The following is a 16809-nucleotide window of genomic DNA, read 5'->3' on the forward strand; positions in this document are numbered from 1 at the left end:
TGTCAGGGCCTGCGGCGAGGTGTGATCGGCGCTTCACAGGTGCTTCGTATGCTCTGTGGCGGCACTCCCTCCAAGCAGCCGGCCCCCATGAGCTCCAATTCGCCACAGCATTTCGACGCCATCATCATCGGCGGCAGCTATGCCGGCATGTCGGCCGCGCTGCAGTTGGTTCGCGCCCGCCGCAAGGTGCTGGTGATTGATTCTGGCCAGCCACGCAATCGCAACTCGCTCGCTGCGCACGGCTTCATCGCCAGGGAAGGCCTTCCCCCGGCCGAGATCGCCGCCAAGGCGCGCGCGGAGCTGTTGGCCTACCCAACCCTGACGTGGCACGAGGGCAGGGCGACCCGCGCCAAGGTGCTGGAGGAAGGGGTGTCCTTTGAAGTGGGCTGCGACGACGGCAGCATCTTCATCGGCGACCGCCTGGTCCTCGCCCATGGCGTCACCGACACGCTTCCCGACATTGATGGCCTCGCCGAGCGCTGGGGCCGCAGCGTGTTCCATTGCCCGTACTGCCACGGCTATGAGATCTACGAAGGGAACATCGGCATCATCGGGTGTTCCGAAGACGGTGGCGTCGGCCAGGCGCTGCTGCTGTGCGACTGGGGAACTATCACCTTGTTCTGCTGCAATCCCGATGGCATCGATCCGGAAAAGCGCGAGCGGCTGGACGAATGTGGCGCCACCATCGAATCAACAACCATCCAGCACGTCGCAGACGAAGCCACCGTGGTGCTCAGCGATGGCCGCAAGGTCGTCCTGGACGCGCTGTTCCTGCTCCCCCAGTCACGCCTCTCCTGTGACCTGGCCGAACAGCTCGGCTGCGAGCTGTTGGATGCAGGCTGCATCGTCGCCGATTCCGCCAAGCAGACCACCGTGCCCGGCGTCTTCACCTGCGGCGATGCCGGGCGCATGGCGGGCAGCATCGCCTTGGCGGTGGGCGAGGGTGCATTGGTCGGCGTGGCCGTGCACCGCTCGCTGCTGGGCCTGCTCGACTAGCGCAACGCGGTGGCGTGTGCAGCCTGCTTCGGCTTGTACTGGCATCGCGGGAAGCCGGAGCACGATGCGAACTCCCCATATGGCCCACTGCGCTGCACGATCACCCCGCCGTCGCACACCGGGCAGGCTTGCTCGCGGATCGGCTCGCCGGTGGTGGCGGTGATCTCCACCGCGCCGTCGTGCACCAGCTCAGTGAGGAACGGCGAGCGCTTGCCCTGTACGGTGAACATCGCTACCGAGCGCCGTGCACGGGTCAGCGCCACATAGAACAGGCGGCGCTCTTCGCTCAGCGGGTAGGTGTCCGCATGCGGCATCGCCAGGCCCAATACCGGGTCATCGGTACGGGCGCTGGGGAAGCTGCGCTCCAGCATCGAAGGCAGGATCACGATGTCGGCCTCGGCACCCTTGGCGCGGTGCGCGGTGAGGAAGCTGAGCTCCAACTGCGCGCCGAAGCGCTGCGCCCAGTGCGTGGGCAGGTAGGCGCGGTCGGCGTTGTAGCGCCCCAGTACGAACACGGAGAGGCGACCGTTGCGACCGGGCGCAATCGCACCGCTCTGCAGCTGCTGCTGCAGGCGCTGCAGGTACTGGTAGATCGCATCCTGCAGGCGGTCGCGCGAGGCCACCTGGAACGCCTGCAGCACCGGGCCCTGCGCCGGAGTGGCCGAGCGCACCTGCTTGGCGATCTGCGCCGGGTTTTTCGAGATGAAGCGGCTGGACGCATCGCACAGCGCCTGCGGGCAGCGGAAGGTCTGCGACAGCTGCAGTACCTGCGAGGGGCCGAAGGTCTCGGTAAATCCGGTCATCACGCTCACATCCGCACCGGCGAACCGGTTGATCGACTGCCAGTCGTCGCCGACCGCGAACAGGTGGCGACCCGGTGCCTGCACCAGCGCTTTGCACAGCCGTGCGCGGGCGCGCGAGGCATCCTGGAATTCGTCGGCCATGACCAGTCGGTACGGCGATGCGTAACGGCCCTGTTCCAGGTATTCGGCGGCCTGGTTGAGCATGTCTTCGAAGTCGATCGCGTTCTCTGCAGCCAAGGCATCGTCCCAGGCATGCAGGATCGGCGTGGCCAGTTCCAGGAACAGTCGATAGCGGTGCTTGAACCGGTCCTCGGGCAGTTCGCGCAGGCGCTCGGCCAGGTCGGCAGGAGCCAGTCCATTGCTCTTGGCATGGCTGATGAAGGTGCGCAGCAGGCCGATCAGGTCGCTGTCCGGCATCGGCTTGGCGCCCTCGGCGGGCAGCTCGCGGTCCGGATTCGGGTCCAGTTCCCAGCGCTGCGCGGTGAGCGCTTCGGCCAGCGCGTCGAACAGCTCGCCGCTGCGAAGTTGCGCGGCGGTGGTGCGCAGTTGCACCGCATCGCTTGAGCGCGCATGCGAGGGGGAGCTGTCGCCCCTGCCGTCGGCATGGTGCACGTGGTACAGCGTGGTGCCGGGGTAGAAGAAGTCCGCGCAGCCCGGCTGCCAGATGTCGGTGCCGGTATCCAGCGACGGGTGCGGCTCGTAGGTGTAGTCCACGCCGTTGTAGAACAGCCAGTCGGCGATCACGCACTCTTCGATATTGCCGACCCGCTCGCCGCGCAGGCTACGCACGTAGCGGTTGCCGTCGCTATCCCAGCCGTCGGCCGGGGTCGTTTCACCCTGGGGCGGCAGGTCGCGCGCGAACACCAGCCGGAACATGTCCCACTGGGTGCGGAAATGCAGCGAGCGGTCCTTGAGGCGGTCGATGATGTCGGCCAGCTGGTCGAAGCCCTGCGCGGCATCCACCGCCCACGACGGTACCTCGGGCATGCGGCCGGTCACCTTGCCGATGATCTGGCGGCCCAGCGCGTGGAAGGTGCAGGCGTTGACCTCGCCTGTTGGCAGGCCGAGTCGTTCGAATGCGGCGGCGGTGCGCTGCTGCAGCTCGGTGGCCGCCTCCTTGTTGAAGGCCAGCATCACGATCTGATCCGGCGCCATCAGGCCGCGCTGCACCGCGTAGGCCGCCTTGGCCACCATGGTCGAGGTCTTGCCGGAGCCGGCGGCCGCCACCAGCAGCATGCGGCTTTCGAAGCTGAGTACGGCGCGGATCTGTTCCTCGCTCAGCGGCCGGCGTTCGACCTCGGCCAGCAGCGGGGCGACGGCCTCACGTTCCTGTTGAAGGTGCGCGTCATTGCGTGACGCCCACTGCGTCTCCCAGTCGTCCGCCCAGCGCTGCAGATCGTCTTCAATCGCTGCGGGGGCACCGTGCAACTGGAGTCGCAGGGTCGGGTCGTCGAAGATCGCCCACAGTGCATCGCCATCCAGCGACAAGTGCGGGCGATCCTCCAGGAGGTTCTGTTGTTGCTCAAGGGTAAACCAGCGCTGCTGCGCATCGGCGAGTTCCTGCGCGGCGTCGACCTGGTCCAGCCAGCGGCGGATCTGCGCGAGCGCAGCGTTGGCGTCGTCCAGCCGCTGGTCCTGCTGATGGGCATGCGCGCTTGCCGCCCACAGCGCCTGCAGCTCACGCGCCGGGGCAGCAGCAAGGCCTCCCAGCCGCAGGTCGCCGTCTTCAGTGGCGATGCTGAGCGTGGACCACACCGGGCCGCGACGCACGCGCCATGCCGTGGAGGCACTGACCGGCAGCGAATACAGCTCATCTTCCACGGTCAGCTCGAACCGGTCATCGACCCGGCGCAGTCGCCAGTCCGGCGAGCGCGAGAGGCGGCGGCCCCAAGGGGAGGGGGACCAGTCGTGCGTCATCTGTACATCCAGGAAAGCGGGGCGGTCGTCGGCGTGGCGCCGGGCGAGCGTTTGAAGGGATTGCCATGATAGGAAAATCCGATCGGAAATGCCGCGTCGGCGTGCAGCCGGGCAGAGCCCGGCGCTACCGCCCAGCAGTGTCCATAACGAACAAGCCCCGCCGAAGCGGGGCTTGTTCAATGCAGCGACCGCCCGTTGAATCAGCGTTCGCAGGCAACCGCCTCGTTGCCGCGCGACTGCCGCTGCACCAGCACCGCCACACCCCACAGCAGCAGGCCACCCACGGCGGTGGCTGCGCCCACATAGCCGGTCACCGCCGGGCTGAAGCCGGCGCCGATGGCCATGCCGCCGAACCACGGGCCCAGTGCGTTGGCGGTGTTGAACGCGGCGTGGTTCGAGGCGGCGGCCAGGGTCTGCGCTTCGCCGGCGACGTCCATCAGGCGGGTCTGCAGCACGGCGGCCAGGGCGCCCATGGTGCCGACGGCGACGATCATCGGGAAGATGGTCCACACCGAGTTGGCCGCCAGCGGGTAGGCCAGCAGCACCACGATCGACCACACCAGCACGATGGCGGCGGCGCGGAACTGGAAGCGGTCCACCAACCAGCCGCCGGCGACGTTGCCGATGATCGCACCGATGCCGAAGATGCCCACGGCCACCGGCATCCACGACTCGGCCAGGCCGGTCACCTGCACCAGGGTCGGGGCGAGGTAGGTAAAGACGCAGAACATGCCGGCGAAACCGACCGAGCCGATCGCCAGGGCGAGCCACACCTGCGGCTTGTTGAAGGCGCGCAGTTCGCGCATCGGCGAGGTGCGTACCTCGTCCGGGTCCGGCAGCAGGAAGCGCGCGATCATCACCACGGTGGCAATGGCGAGCACGCTGACCAGCGCGAACGCGGTCCGCCAGCTGAGCTGCTGGCCCAGCCAGGTGGTGAGCGGATTGCCGATCAGGATCGCCACCGAAAGGCCGAGCAACACCTTGGACACGGCGGCACCGCGCTGCGCGGGCGGGCTGATCGCTGCGGCCACCAGCATCGCCACGCCGAAGTAGGCGCCGTGCGGCAGGCCGGCCACGAAGCGGGCGATCAACATGGTGGTGTAGTCCGGCGCCAGCGCGCTGGCCAGGTTGCCCACCGCATAGAAGCCCATCAGCGCCAGCAGCAGGGTCCGCCGCGCGTAGCCGGCACCGGCGAAGGCCAGCACCGGGGCACCCACGACCACGCCAATGGCGTAGGCACTGATCAGGTGGCCGACCTGGGTCTCGCTGATCGACAGCCCGCGGCTGATCTCCAGCATCAGGCCCATGCTGGCGAATTCGCTGGTGCCGATGGCAAAGCCGCCCAGCGACAGGGCCAGGATGATCAGCGTGCGCTCACGGGCAGACAGCCGCGCGGCCAAGGGGAGGTTGGTGGGGCTCATGGGGCAAAAGGGCAAAGTACGTGGCGCGTCATTGTACTGCTGCAGCGCAACATGCGCTCGCAGGGCGCGTCGTCGCCGCTGGAATGCTGTGGATCAGGGCACTGGCGAGGTCGTCGGGTGAAATGCTCCGTCACATTATCTTCACATTATCTTCACTGAAAAAAAGACGCTTGTGCTCGACGCGCATCTCCATCTGCATCAAAGCGGATCTGTTTTTTCATCGCCACGCTGCGCGTTCTTCTACACATTGATAAACGGCTGTGATCGCGCGCACAGTTTTGCTCATCAGATTTCACAACTTCGCGCGCGTCTACAGCACTGCAATGTGATGCGATGTGAAGAAGACAAATGAATTCGCATGCGCGACACGACGCGTTGATCATGATCTTGTTCCATTGTTCCGCTGCGCGCACCGTTGATGCGAATACACCTGTATTTACAGGCGTATTACCAGTAATTTCTGATTGGCAGCGCTGCAAACGTGCATTAGGATGCGCGTCAATGACATCGACCTGAATGTGTGTGCGCAGTCGCATTGCGGGTCTGTCGGTAGTTGGAATGCACGCAGCGTGCGGCGCACCGAGATGGTGCCAACGCACGTCGTAGCGCCTTCAATGGCGCGTCATGGAGGATCACGTTTGTCCACGCAGAAACCCGTCGTCATCGCTGTCGCAGTCCTGTTGACCGCACTTGTTGGCCACTGTCTCTCCGGATACCTCACGCTGCTGCTGCTGGGTCTGGATACCGGGCTGTTCAAGTGGAATACCTATCTTCAATACGTCCAGGCGATGGACCAGCCTGCGGTTGCGCCGTACCTGACCAAGATCAAAGCCGCCGGCGTGATCGGTTTCGGTCTGCCGGTGCTGGTACTTCTGGGTGCGATGTTCTTCCTGCTCAAGCCGAAGAAGAAGTCGCTGCACGGAGATGCGCGCTTCGCCGAAGGCGCGGACCTTGCCCGGCATGGCCTGTTCAAGAAGACCGACAACGGCATCGTGGTGGGCAGCTTCGGCGGCAAGCTGGTGCGCCTCAGTGGCCAGCAGTTCGTCATCCTGGCGGCACCCACCCGTTCCGGCAAGGGCGTGGGCGTGGTGATTCCGAACCTGCTGGAGTACGGCGAGTCGGTGGTGGTGCTGGACATCAAGCAGGAGAACTTCGACCTCACCAGTGGTTGGCGCGCCAGCCAGGGCCATGAGGTGTTCCTGTTCAACCCGTTCGCGGAAGATCGCCGCACCCATCGCTGGAATCCGCTCAGCTACGTCTCCAACGACCCTGCCTTCCGCGTCTCGGAGCTGATGAGCATTGCCGCGATGCTGTACCCGGACGGCTCGGACGACCAGAAATTCTGGATCAGCCAGGCACGCAACGCGTTCATGGCCTTCACGCTGTACCTGTTCGAGAACCGCGACGACGAGCGCCAGCAGGGCTTCCCGGGCGGGCAGGGCGATCCTACCCTCGGCGCGGTGTTCCGCCTGGCAACCGGCGACGGCAGCGACCTGCGCAAGTATCTCAAGGCCTTGTCCGAGCAGAAGTTCCTCAGCGGCAACGCCCGCGCGGCATTCGCCAACCTGTTGTCGCAGGCGGACGAAACCTTCGCGTCCATCATGGGCACCTTCAAGGAACCCCTGAACGCCTGGATCAACCCGGTGCTGGACAAGGCCACCAGCGCCAACGACTTCCTGCTCACCGACCTGCGCCGGAAGAAGATGACCATCTACATCGGCATCCAGCCCAACAAGCTGGCCGAGAGCCGCCTGATCATCAACCTGTTCTTCAGCCAGATCATCAACCTCAACACCAAGGAACTGCCCAAGTCCAATCCGGACCTGAAGTACCAGGTGCTGCTGTTGATGGACGAATTCACCGCGATCGGCAAGGTCGACATCATCGCATCGGCGGTGTCCTACATGGCCGGTTACAACGTGCGGCTGCTGCCGATCATCCAGAGCATGGCCCAGCTGGACGCCACCTATGGCAGGGACGTCTCGCGCACCATCATCACCAACCACGCGCTGCAGATCCTGTACGCGCCGCGCGAGCAGCAGGACGCCAACGACTATTCGGAAATGCTTGGCTACACCACCGTGCGAAAGAAGAACGTCACCCACGCGCGTGAAAAGACCCACAACTTCACCGAGGAGCGCCGCGCACTGATGCTGCCGCAGGAGCTCAAGGCCATGGGCAACGACCACGAAGTGTTCCTGTACGAAGGCATTCCGCATCCCGTGAAGTGCGACAAGATCAAGTACTACAAGGACCGCCATTTCACATCGCGTCTGTTGCCGAAGACCGATGTACCGATGCTGGCGCTGTGAGCGCTGCACGTGAACGCATGTGATGCACGTCAAAAAAACTGCGTGTGAAGGTTAAAAAGTTGTCGCATTTGACGTTGATTTGACGCGAAGCTGTGGCATCGTATTTGTGATGGACGTTCCATGCGTCATGAGAACGTCGTCAAGAACAGTGTGTGGCGACATGCACTGAAGCAGTAAGAGGAACATGGATGGCTTTTCTCGGGTTGGGTGTGCAGGCGCAGGGGCCGGACAGGCGTTCGGGGCGAATGCACACCAGGCGGGCTGGGGCCCGATGTCACCGTTGAAAAGTGTTTCAACTCACATCCGACGTTGACTGGTTGAGCCCGCCGTGGGCGTCGACACGCTTTAGTTTTGCCTATTTTCAGGCTGAAAACCGCTATTCCGTACGCCATAGGGAAGTTCGTATGAAGCAAGCGTCATTGTTCAAGGGATCCATCGGCGTCGCCGTCGCATCTGCCGTGCTGTTGCTCGCCGGCTGCGCTACCGCACCTGCGCCCGACTTCGGTGGTCGCTGGAAGCCGGTGAACCGCTTCGCCAGCACCACGATGGAAATTCCGCTGTACACCAGCTACGTGTACCAGGCTTCGCCGATGGATGGCACCTTGAAGACCATGCTTGAACGCTGGGCCAAGGACTCGGGCATGACGCTCGACTACCGCATCAGCTCCGATTACACGCTGTATGGCGCGGTGTCCACGATCGGTACCACCAACCCGCAGCAGGCCATGATCGACCTCAGCGCCGCGTATGCGGGGCAGGGTGTGATGGTGTCCATCGTGGGCAACCAGATCGTGGTGCAGACCGCGTCGGCGGCTGCGCCGACTGCGGCCACCGGCAGTGCCAGCAGCGCCAGCGGCAGCTGATCCCCTTGATGTTCCAGCAGTACGGATGACCCCATGTTCCGAAAGAAGGACGCAGGCAACAACCCGAAGGTCGACCAGGCGGTCGCCAAGGCGGTGAGCTACGAGTTGACCGTTGCCGACATGGCGCGCCGCAGTGAGCGTCGCGCGTGGTGGGTGGCGACCGGTTCGCTGGTGATGTCGCTGGCATTGGCTGGCGGCTACTACTACATGCTGCCGCTCAAGGAGAAGGTGCCGTTCCTGGTGATGGCCGATGCCTACACCGGCAATGCCACCGTGGCGCGTCTCGGCGGCACCTTCGGTGCCGAATCGATTACCGCCAACGAAGCGATCAACCGCAGCAATGTCGCCCAATACGTGATGGCGCGTGAGTCGTTCGATTCGGCGGTGATGGGCCTGCGCGACTGGGACCTGGTGTTCACGATGTCGTCCGAACCGGTGGCTGCGACCCAGCGCCAGCGCTATGCGAACAACAACCCGCAGAACCCGGTGTACGTGTACGGCACCAACAAGGCGATCCGGGTCAAGATCCTGAGCATCACGCCGCTGGCGGCAGAGGGCAACGGCAGCTTCCGCGGTGCCTCGGTACGCATCCAGCGCAGCCTGCTCGACAAGACCACGGGCGCGATGCAGTTCCTGGACAACAAGCTGGTGACGATGCGGTTCGAGTACCGCACCGATCTGGCCTTGTCCGAACAGGATCGCGTGCTCAATCCGCTTGCGTTCCAGGTCACCGAGTACCGCGTCGACAGCGACTACGCGCGCGGCGTACCGGTGCCCGATGACGCATCGATGACCAGCCAGGCGAACCAGGCCGCTGCGGCGCAGGCCGCCGCACAGGCTGCAGCTGCAGCTGCGGTGCCGGTGTACGACCCGAACAATCCCGCTGCGGCGACCATGATCGATCCGAACACCGGGCAGCCGGTGGCCGTTCCGGCACCCGGGCAAACGCTGGTGCCGGGCCAGCAGGTACCGGCCCAGCCGGTTCCCGGCCAGATGACCGTGCCCGGCCAACCGATCCCGGCCCAGCCGATGCAGCAACAGATACCCGGGCAGGTAGTGCCCGGCCAGGCAATACCAGGACAGGTCGCGCCGCGGCAACCGGCCAACGCGCCGGCACGAAACGTTTCCACCGGAACTGCTGAGGGAGCAAGCAACCGATGAGTAGTCGCAATATTGGATGGGCCGCATTGGCCCTGGTGCCGATCATGGCCATGGCCAGCGCATCGGCGCAGGCCCAGGTGGTGGACCACTACGAATACGAACAGGACCGCATCTACCCGGTGCGCACCGGCCTGGGCCTGACCACCCAGATCGAGCTGAGCCCGAATGAGAAGATCCTCGACTACAGCACCGGCTTCAGCAGCGGCTGGGAACTGACCCGTCGCGAGAACGTGTTCTATCTCAAGCCGAAGAATGTCGACGTCGACACCAACATGATGGTGCGCACCGAGACCCATTCGTACATCTTCGAACTGAAGGTGGTGGCCACCGATTGGCGCCAGCTGGAACAGGCGCGGCGTGCCGGTGTGCAGTACAAGATCGCGTTCCGCTACCCGAGCGACACCGAGTTCGGTACCGCCCAGCAGGCCGTGGATGAAGAGGTCAAGCCGCTGCTCAGTTCTGAGCTGGCCAAGGACCGCCAGTACAACTTCGACTACTCCTATTCGACCCGCCGCGCGAAGAAGATGGGTTGGCTGATCCCGGTCAACGCCTATGACGATGGCCGTTTCACCTACCTGAAACTGCCGGCGTCGCCGGAGTACAAGACCGGTATCTTCCCGGCGGTGTTCGGCCGCGAAAGCGAATACGGTGAGGACTTCGTGGTCAACACCACGGTGGAAGGCAATGCGCTCATCGTGCACGGCACCTATCCCTACCTGGTGATCCGCCACGGTGACAACGTCGTCGGCCTGCGAAGGAACGTGAAGAAATGAGCCAGCAGAACACTCCCGGCAACGAGCCGCATGAGCCCACCGGCAACCCGTACTACGGGCAGAACGTGGCCGACAACAACCCCAACCTGGACGCTGCCGCGCCGCAGCTGCGTTCGGCCGAAGAGCAGCGCCTGAACCGCAAGGCGCTGCTGTTCCTCGGCGGCATCCTGGTGCTGGTCATCGCCATGGGCTTCCTGCTGCTGCGCAAGAGCAGTGATGACCAGGACGGTCCAGCCAAGGTCAACGAACAGGCCCGCGTATCTACCCCGGAGCTGCCGACCGCGCCGCCGGTCGTGCCGCAGCCGCCGATGGCCGACGCGCAGCCGATTGAAATGCTGCCGCCGTTGCCGCCGCCGGCGCAGGACAACCCGTACCGCACCCCTCCGGCGATTCCGTCGGACATGGACATGTCCAACGAACCGCGCCAACCCTCGCTGCTCGACCGTCGCATGGCGTCCGGCAGCGGCGTAGGTGGCGGCATGCAGGGTGGTGCCGGTGCCGAGATGGCGGGTGGCGGACTGGGCGGTCGCCCGGATGACGAGTACACCCGCGCCATGATGGCGCAGCTGCCCGGCGCGCAGCAGCCGGCACCGGCGAAGGTCCGCCGTGGACCGGACGTGGAGGATGTCTCCAACGCCAGCTTCATCCGCAGCCCGGATGCGCTGCTGGTGCGCGGTACCTACCTGCGTTGCGTGCTTGAGACCCGCATCATCACCGACGTGGCCGGCTTCACTTCGTGCCTGCTGACCGAACCGGTGTACTCGATCAACGGTCGCAGTCTGCTGCTGCCGAAGGGTTCGAAGATCTACGGCGCCTACGGTGGCGGCCCGAAGGGCAAGCGTGTGGAAGTGGTATGGGACCGCATCACCACGCCCAACGGCATCGACGTGGCCATGTCCAGCCCGGGCATCGACCAGCTCGGTGGTGCCGGCCACCCGGGCGACTACAGCGCGCACTGGGGCAGCCGCATCGCCTCCGCGCTGATGATCAGCCTGATCGCCGACGCCTTCAAGTACGCCGCCGCCGAACACGGCCCGGAGACCACCGAGATCGCCAGCAACGGCTTTGCCGTGCAGTCGCCGTATGAAAGTGCCACCGCGCGCAGCATGGAGCGCCTGGCCAACGAAGCGCTGAGCGAGCGTCGCCCGCCCACCGTCACCATCAACCAAGGCACCGTGGTCAGTGTCTACGTGGCCAAGGACGTCGATTTCAGCGACGTGCTGCCGCGCCGCCGCTGACCGCCTGGACAGAACATGGACGCCGAAGTGGCCCCTGTAGCCGACGTTTCCAGTGAGTTTCTCAGGTACCAGTACGAGGTCCTGGGCATACACACGTACATGACCTCGCCCGACGTGACGGAAATCTGCATCAACCGTCCGGGCGAGGTGTACCTGGAAACGCGTGACGGATGGCAGCGTGTGGAAGTTCCCACGCTGACCTACGAGCGTGCGCGCCAGTTCTGTACCGCCGTGGTCAATGAAAGCAACACCGGCCAGCGCATCACCGACGTCGATCCGGTGGTGTCGCTGACCTTCCCGACCGGCCAGCGTGCCCAGTTCGTGATTCCGCCGGCATGCGACGCGGGCAAGGTGTCGATCACCATCCGGCTGCCGTCCAAGCACACCAAGACCCTGGAGCAGTACCAGAGGGACGGTTTCTTCAACCAGATCCTGGAGCAGGGCGCTTCGCTGAGCGAACAGGACCAGGAGTTGTTGGCCCTGCGCCAGAACCGGGATTACGCCGAGTTCTTCCGCAAGGCGGTGCAGTACCGCAAGAACATCGTGGTCTCCGGTGCTACCGGCAGCGGCAAGACCACCTTCATGAAGTCGCTGGTCAACCACATTCCGGCCAACGAGCGCCTGGTGACCATCGAAGATGCACGCGAGCTGTTCATCAGCCAGCCCAACGTGGTGCACCTGCTGTACTCCAAGGGCGGGCAGAGCGCGAGCAATGTCACCGCCAAGAGCTGCATGGAAGCCTGCCTGCGCATGAAGCCGGACCGCATCATCCTGGCCGAGCTCCGTGGCGATGAGGCGTTCTACTTCATCCGCAACTGCGCGTCCGGCCACCCCGGCTCGATCACCAGCTGCCACGCCGGCAGCCCGGAGCAGACCTGGGACCAGCTGGGCCTGATGGTGAAGGCTTCTGCCGAAGGCTCGGGTCTGGAGTTCTCGGTGATCAAGCGCCTGCTGATGATGACCATCGACGTGGTGGTGCATATCAAGGCGCATGCCGGCAGCCGCTACATCACCGGTATTGATTTCAGCCCCGAACGGGCGCTGGCCGCCACGGGGAGGGACGCCTGATGCTGCCTGGTCTGGAAATGATGGCCTGCCCGGAAATGGCCGTGTCGATGGACGTGATGCAGCACGTGATCAACGTCGAATCCTCCCGCAACCCCTACGCCATCGGCGTGGTCGGTGGTGCGCTGGTGCGCCAGCCCAAGCAGCTGGACGAGGCGCTGGCCACCGTGCGCATGCTGGAAGAGAAGGGCTACAACTTCTCGGTCGGGCTGGCCCAGGTCAACCGCTACAACCTGGTCAAGTACGGGCTCGACTCGTACGAAAAGGCCTTCCAGCAGTGCCCGAACCTGCAGGCCGCCTCGCGCATCCTCGCCGAGTGCTACGGCCGCTCGGGCAAGGACTGGGGCAAGTCGTTCAGCTGCTACTACTCGGGCAACTTCACCACCGGTTACCGCCACGGGTATGTGCAGAAGGTATTCGCTTCCATCGCCCGTCAGCGCGGCAGCCTGGTGGCAGCCAATGGCGCCGTGCCGATCGATGTGGTCAGCCGCGCCGAGCGCCGCGTGGTCGATGTAGCCCACCACCCGCAGTTCAGCGGGCAGGCGCAGGGCGTGGTGGGTGCGCGCGTGCAGGGCATGCAGGCATCCGCGCCCGCCTATGCGCAGGCCGCAGTGCCGGTGGATCCGGCGCGCGCTTATGAGGTGTATCCCTCCACCGGCGCCATGGTGCGTCGCGACGTGCTTCGCACTGCGGACACGGCGCTGTCGCAGGTGCTGACCGGCGCCATGGCGCGGGTAGTGCCCCAGCGCCAGCCAGAGGCCGAGCTCGCACCGCAACCTGTCGCGCTCCCCAGCGTGGCTGCCCCGCCGATGCCGCAGAACGCTGCGGGCCCGGTCGTGGTGCGCCCGTGGAGTGAGCGCAACGCACCGGTGGCCTTGCCGTCGCAGGCCCTCCCTGCGCAGGCGATGCCGGTACAGAACGTCCCCGCCGGGGATGCAGCCTTCGTGTTCTGAAGGGCCGATTCAGTCGTGTTAGACCATCAACAAGGAAACCAACCATGAAGCGTACCAACCTCGATTTTGCCCAGGCCCAGCGCTCGCTGAAGACCGCCCTGATGGCCGTCGCCTTCGCCACCGCCGTCTTCGTGCCGGACGTGTTTGCCCAGGCCACCAACTTCGGTGGCACCGACACCAAGGTCTGCGGCTTCTTCTCCAACATCAACGGCCTGCTGAACATCGCCTCGATCGCCGTGGTCACCATTGCGGTGATCTTCGCCGGTTACCAGATCGCCTTCGCCCACAAGCGCATCGGTGACGTGGCCCCGATCCTGATCGGCGGCCTGCTGATCGGTGCGGCTGGCCAGATCGCCAAGATGCTGCTGGGCGACGGCAATTCCAGCTCGTGCCAGACCACCGTCACGTCCATCATGAACGCCGTCCAGTACTACCGTGCATAAGAACGTCCTGTTCCGCGGCTGCACCCGACCGGCGATGTTCCTGGGCGTCCCGTACGTCCCGTTCTTCCTGGTCGCAGGCGGCTTGTTGCTGCTGAGCATGTACATCGACATGCGGCTGCTGATCACCATTCCGATCGCCATCTTCATCCTCCGGCAGATGGCCAAGCGCGATGAAATGATCTTCCGTCTGATCGGTCTGCGCCTGCAGTTCAAGTTCCGCGCACGCAATCTGGAACAGCACAACGGCATGTGGGTGTTTACGCCCAACCATTACCGCGACAAGCCACCGCCGTCGGCCTGAAGACGGCATGCAGCATCCCCGGGCAGGTGGCCCCCGCCACCTGCCCGGTGCATCACCCGCGTCATCCCCGCAGCATCCATTGGAACCGGTCATGTTCAGCCCCGACACCTCGATCAGCGAGTTCATTCCCCTGTCGTCCCATGTGGCGCCGACGGTCGTCAAGACCACGGGTGGAGACTTCCTGCTGACCTGGCACCTGGAAGGCCTGCCGTTCGTGGGCCGCGAGGACTGGGAGCTGGAACACCGCCACAACACCTTCAACCGCCTGCTGCAGACGCTGCGAGCGCCGGACTTCGTCAATGTCGCGTTCTGGGTGCATGACATCCGCCGTCGGCGTCAGCTCAAGGGCAGCAGCAAGTTCAGTCAGCGCTTCAACCAGGATGTGTCCGACCAGTACATGGGCATGCTCGGCTCGCAGCGCATCATGCAGAACGAGCTGTACCTGACCATGATCTACCGTCCGGTGGTGTCCGGTAAGCGCTTCATGGACAAGTCCTCCAGCATCACCCAGCTTCAGGCCGAGCAGGACCAAGCGGTGGCCAAGCTGCTGGAAATGGCCGGCAACGTGGAAGCGGTGATCCGCGACTACTCGCCGTACCGCATGGGCATGTACGAAGCCAAGAACGGCATGGTGTTCTCCGAGACGCTGGAGTTCTTCGGCTACCTGCTCAACCGGGTGGACGAGCCGGTTCCGGTGCTGTCCGCCCCGGTCAAGGACTACCTGCCGATCAGCCGGCACATGTTCTCGGCCAAGACCGGCGACTTCGTGATCAATACGCCGAACGGCGTGAACCATTTCGGCGCCATCCTCAACATCAAGGAATACGCCGAAGGCACTTATCCGGGGGTGCTCAATGGCCTCAAGTACCTCGATTTCGAATACGTCATCACCCATTCCTTCAGCCCGATGGGGCGGCAGGACGCGCTCAAGGTGCTGGACCGTACCAAGGGCATGATGATTTCGTCCGGCGACAAGGCCGTCAGCCAGATCGTCGAGCTGGACCAGGCGATGGACCAGCTGTCGTCGGGCAATTTCGTGCTGGGCGAGTACCACTTCATCATGGCCGTCTATGCCGACAGCCAAGAGAAGCTGTCGCAGAACATCGCCACCACCCGCGCCGAGCTCTCCAACGCGGGTTTCGTGTCGACCAAGGAAGACCTGGCGGTCACCGCCTCGTTCTACTCGCAGTTCCCGGCCAACTGGCGCTACCGCACCCGCCTGGCCAACATCAGCTCATTGAATTTCCTGGGCCTGTCGCCGCTGCACAACTTCGCCACCGGCAAGCAGCACAACAACCCGTGGGGCGACTGCGTGACCACGCTGCAGACCACCAACGGCCAGCCGTACTATTTCAATTTCCACGCGACCCACCCGTCGGAGAACTCACTGGGTGAGAAGGCCATCGCCAACACCATGGTGATCGGCAAGTCCGGTACCGGTAAAACCGCGCTGATCAACTTCCTGCTCAGCCAGGTGCAGAAGTACGACCCGTCGCCGACCATCTTCTTCTTCGACAAGGACCGCGGCGCGGAGATCTTCGTCCGCGCGTGCGGCGGCAACTACCTGGCGCTGGAGAACGGCCAGGCCACCGGCTTCAACCCGTTCCAGTGCGAGAACAACGAAGCCAACGTGCAGTTCCTGGCCGATCTGATCAAGGTGCTGGCCAACAAGCACGAATACAGCGCCCGCGAGGAGGAAGACATCTTCCGCGGCGTAGAGAACATGCTCGATACCCCCATGCACCTGCGCAGCATGACCAACTTCCAGAAGAGCTTGCCCAACATGGGCGACGACGGCCTGTACGCGCGCCTGCGCAAGTGGACCTCGGGCAACTCGCTGGGCTGGGTGTTCGACAACCCGGTGGATACGGTGGACCTGAGCCGCGCCAACATCATCGGCTTCGACTACACCGACATCATCGACAACCCCGAAGTGCGCGTGCCGGTGATCAACTACCTGCTGCACCGCCTGGAATCGCTGATCGACGGCCGTCCGCTGATCTACGTGATGGACGAGTTCTGGAAGATCCTGGACGGCGAGGGCGGTTTGAAGGAGTTCGCCAAGAACAAGCAGAAGACCATCCGTAAGCAGAACGGTATGGGCATCTTCGCTACCCAGAGCCCGGAGGACGCGCTGAAGAGCGACATCGCCGCAGCCCTGATCGAGCAGACCGCCACCTTGATCCTGCTGCCCAATCCCAATGCCAGCCGCTCGGACTACATCGACGGCCTGAAGCTGACCGAAAGCGAGTTCAAGGTGGTCACCGCCCTGGACGAGCGCTCGCGCTGCTTCCTGGTCAAGCAGGGCCACGCGGCCAGCGTGTGCCAGCTCAACCTGCGCGGCATGGACGACATCCTGTCGGTGATTTCGGCCTCCACCGACAATATCGACGTAATGCACCGCGTACTGCTCGACGCCGCCCGGCGCGAGAAGGTATCGCAGGCCGACCTCACCCCGGAACAGTGGCTCAGCGAGTTCTACAGCAAGCGCAAGGGCTCCGGAAAGCCCGCCGGGACCCGCCAGGACGCAGTTGCCTGATTCGATGGAGACCTTTATGGACAA

The 16809-nt window shown here is 64.4% G+C and carries 14 protein-coding genes; 11 read left to right on the forward strand and 3 right to left on the reverse strand.

All coding sequences use genetic code 11. The annotated features are described in order from the left end of the window. The first annotated feature begins 87 nt into the window (after positions 1–87). Positions 88–996 (forward strand): NAD(P)/FAD-dependent oxidoreductase, encoded by a 909-nt coding sequence (locus tag RYM47_RS07700; RefSeq protein ID WP_315386964.1) that lies wholly within the window; start codon positions 88–90, stop codon positions 994–996. On the opposite strand, the gene RYM47_RS07705 is transcribed toward RYM47_RS07700, so the two are convergent. The 3 genes from RYM47_RS07705 to RYM47_RS07715 all read right to left on the reverse strand — a co-directional run bounded on the left by RYM47_RS07705 (position 993) and on the right by RYM47_RS07715 (position 5673). Next, the gene (locus tag RYM47_RS07705) at positions 993–3716 is read right to left on the reverse strand and encodes a UvrD-helicase domain-containing protein (RefSeq protein ID WP_315386965.1); all 2724 of its coding nucleotides are present in this window, start codon (positions 3714–3716) and stop codon (positions 993–995) included. The genes RYM47_RS07700 and RYM47_RS07705 overlap by 4 nt on opposite strands. 200 nt (positions 3717–3916) lie before the next feature. Next, entirely contained in the window at positions 3917–5137 is a 1221-nt protein-coding gene (locus tag RYM47_RS07710) for an MFS transporter (protein WP_315386966.1), read from the reverse strand. Between the two features lie 152 nt (positions 5138–5289). Further along, entirely contained in the window at positions 5290–5673 is a 384-nt protein-coding gene (locus RYM47_RS07715; protein WP_315386967.1) for a hypothetical protein, read from the reverse strand. Positions 5674–5751: 78 nt separating this feature from the next. Between RYM47_RS07715 and RYM47_RS07720 the strand changes: the two genes are divergently transcribed. The 10 genes from RYM47_RS07720 (at position 5752) to RYM47_RS07765 (ending at position 16785) form a co-directional block, all read left to right on the forward strand. Further along, the gene (locus tag RYM47_RS07720) at positions 5752–7449 is read left to right on the forward strand and encodes a type IV secretory system conjugative DNA transfer family protein (protein WP_315386968.1); all 1698 of its coding nucleotides are present in this window, start codon (positions 5752–5754) and stop codon (positions 7447–7449) included. Positions 7450–7868: 419 nt separating this feature from the next. Continuing rightward, positions 7869–8312, forward strand: coding sequence for a hypothetical protein (locus tag RYM47_RS07725; RefSeq protein WP_315387121.1), 444 nt, complete (start codon positions 7869–7871; stop codon positions 8310–8312). Between the two features lie 33 nt (positions 8313–8345). After that, complete coding sequence (locus RYM47_RS07730; protein WP_315386969.1) at positions 8346–9473, forward strand: VirB8/TrbF family protein; 1128 nt, start codon at positions 8346–8348, stop codon at positions 9471–9473. Further along, on the forward strand, positions 9470–10246 hold the full coding sequence (locus tag RYM47_RS07735) for a TrbG/VirB9 family P-type conjugative transfer protein (RefSeq protein WP_315386970.1): 777 nt from the start codon (positions 9470–9472) through the stop codon (positions 10244–10246). Before RYM47_RS07730 ends, RYM47_RS07735 begins: the two co-directional genes overlap by 4 nt. After that, the gene (locus RYM47_RS07740) at positions 10243–11484 is read left to right on the forward strand and encodes a TrbI/VirB10 family protein (protein ID WP_315386971.1); all 1242 of its coding nucleotides are present in this window, start codon (positions 10243–10245) and stop codon (positions 11482–11484) included. Before RYM47_RS07735 ends, RYM47_RS07740 begins: the two co-directional genes overlap by 4 nt. A 15-nt stretch (positions 11485–11499) precedes the next feature. Continuing rightward, positions 11500–12552 (forward strand): P-type DNA transfer ATPase VirB11, encoded by a 1053-nt coding sequence (gene virB11 / locus RYM47_RS07745; protein WP_315386972.1) that lies wholly within the window; start codon positions 11500–11502, stop codon positions 12550–12552. Further along, positions 12552–13502, forward strand: a complete 951-nt coding sequence (locus tag RYM47_RS07750) for a transglycosylase SLT domain-containing protein (RefSeq protein WP_315386973.1) — start codon at positions 12552–12554, stop codon at positions 13500–13502. The genes virB11 and RYM47_RS07750 overlap by 1 nt, the downstream gene beginning before the upstream one ends. 44 nt (positions 13503–13546) lie before the next feature. Further along, positions 13547–13945, forward strand: coding sequence for a TrbC/VirB2 family protein (locus tag RYM47_RS07755; protein ID WP_315386974.1), 399 nt, complete (start codon positions 13547–13549; stop codon positions 13943–13945). After that, on the forward strand, positions 13938–14246 hold the full coding sequence (locus RYM47_RS07760) for a VirB3 family type IV secretion system protein (RefSeq protein ID WP_315386975.1): 309 nt from the start codon (positions 13938–13940) through the stop codon (positions 14244–14246). Before RYM47_RS07755 ends, RYM47_RS07760 begins: the two co-directional genes overlap by 8 nt. A 91-nt stretch (positions 14247–14337) precedes the next feature. Then, positions 14338–16785, forward strand: coding sequence for a VirB4 family type IV secretion/conjugal transfer ATPase (locus RYM47_RS07765; protein WP_315386976.1), 2448 nt, complete (start codon positions 14338–14340; stop codon positions 16783–16785). Positions 16786–16809 lie beyond the last annotated feature (24 nt).

Origin of the sequence: uncultured Stenotrophomonas sp., from assembly GCF_963519125.1 — a bacterium.
Lineage (GTDB): Bacteria > Pseudomonadota > Gammaproteobacteria > Xanthomonadales > Xanthomonadaceae > Stenotrophomonas.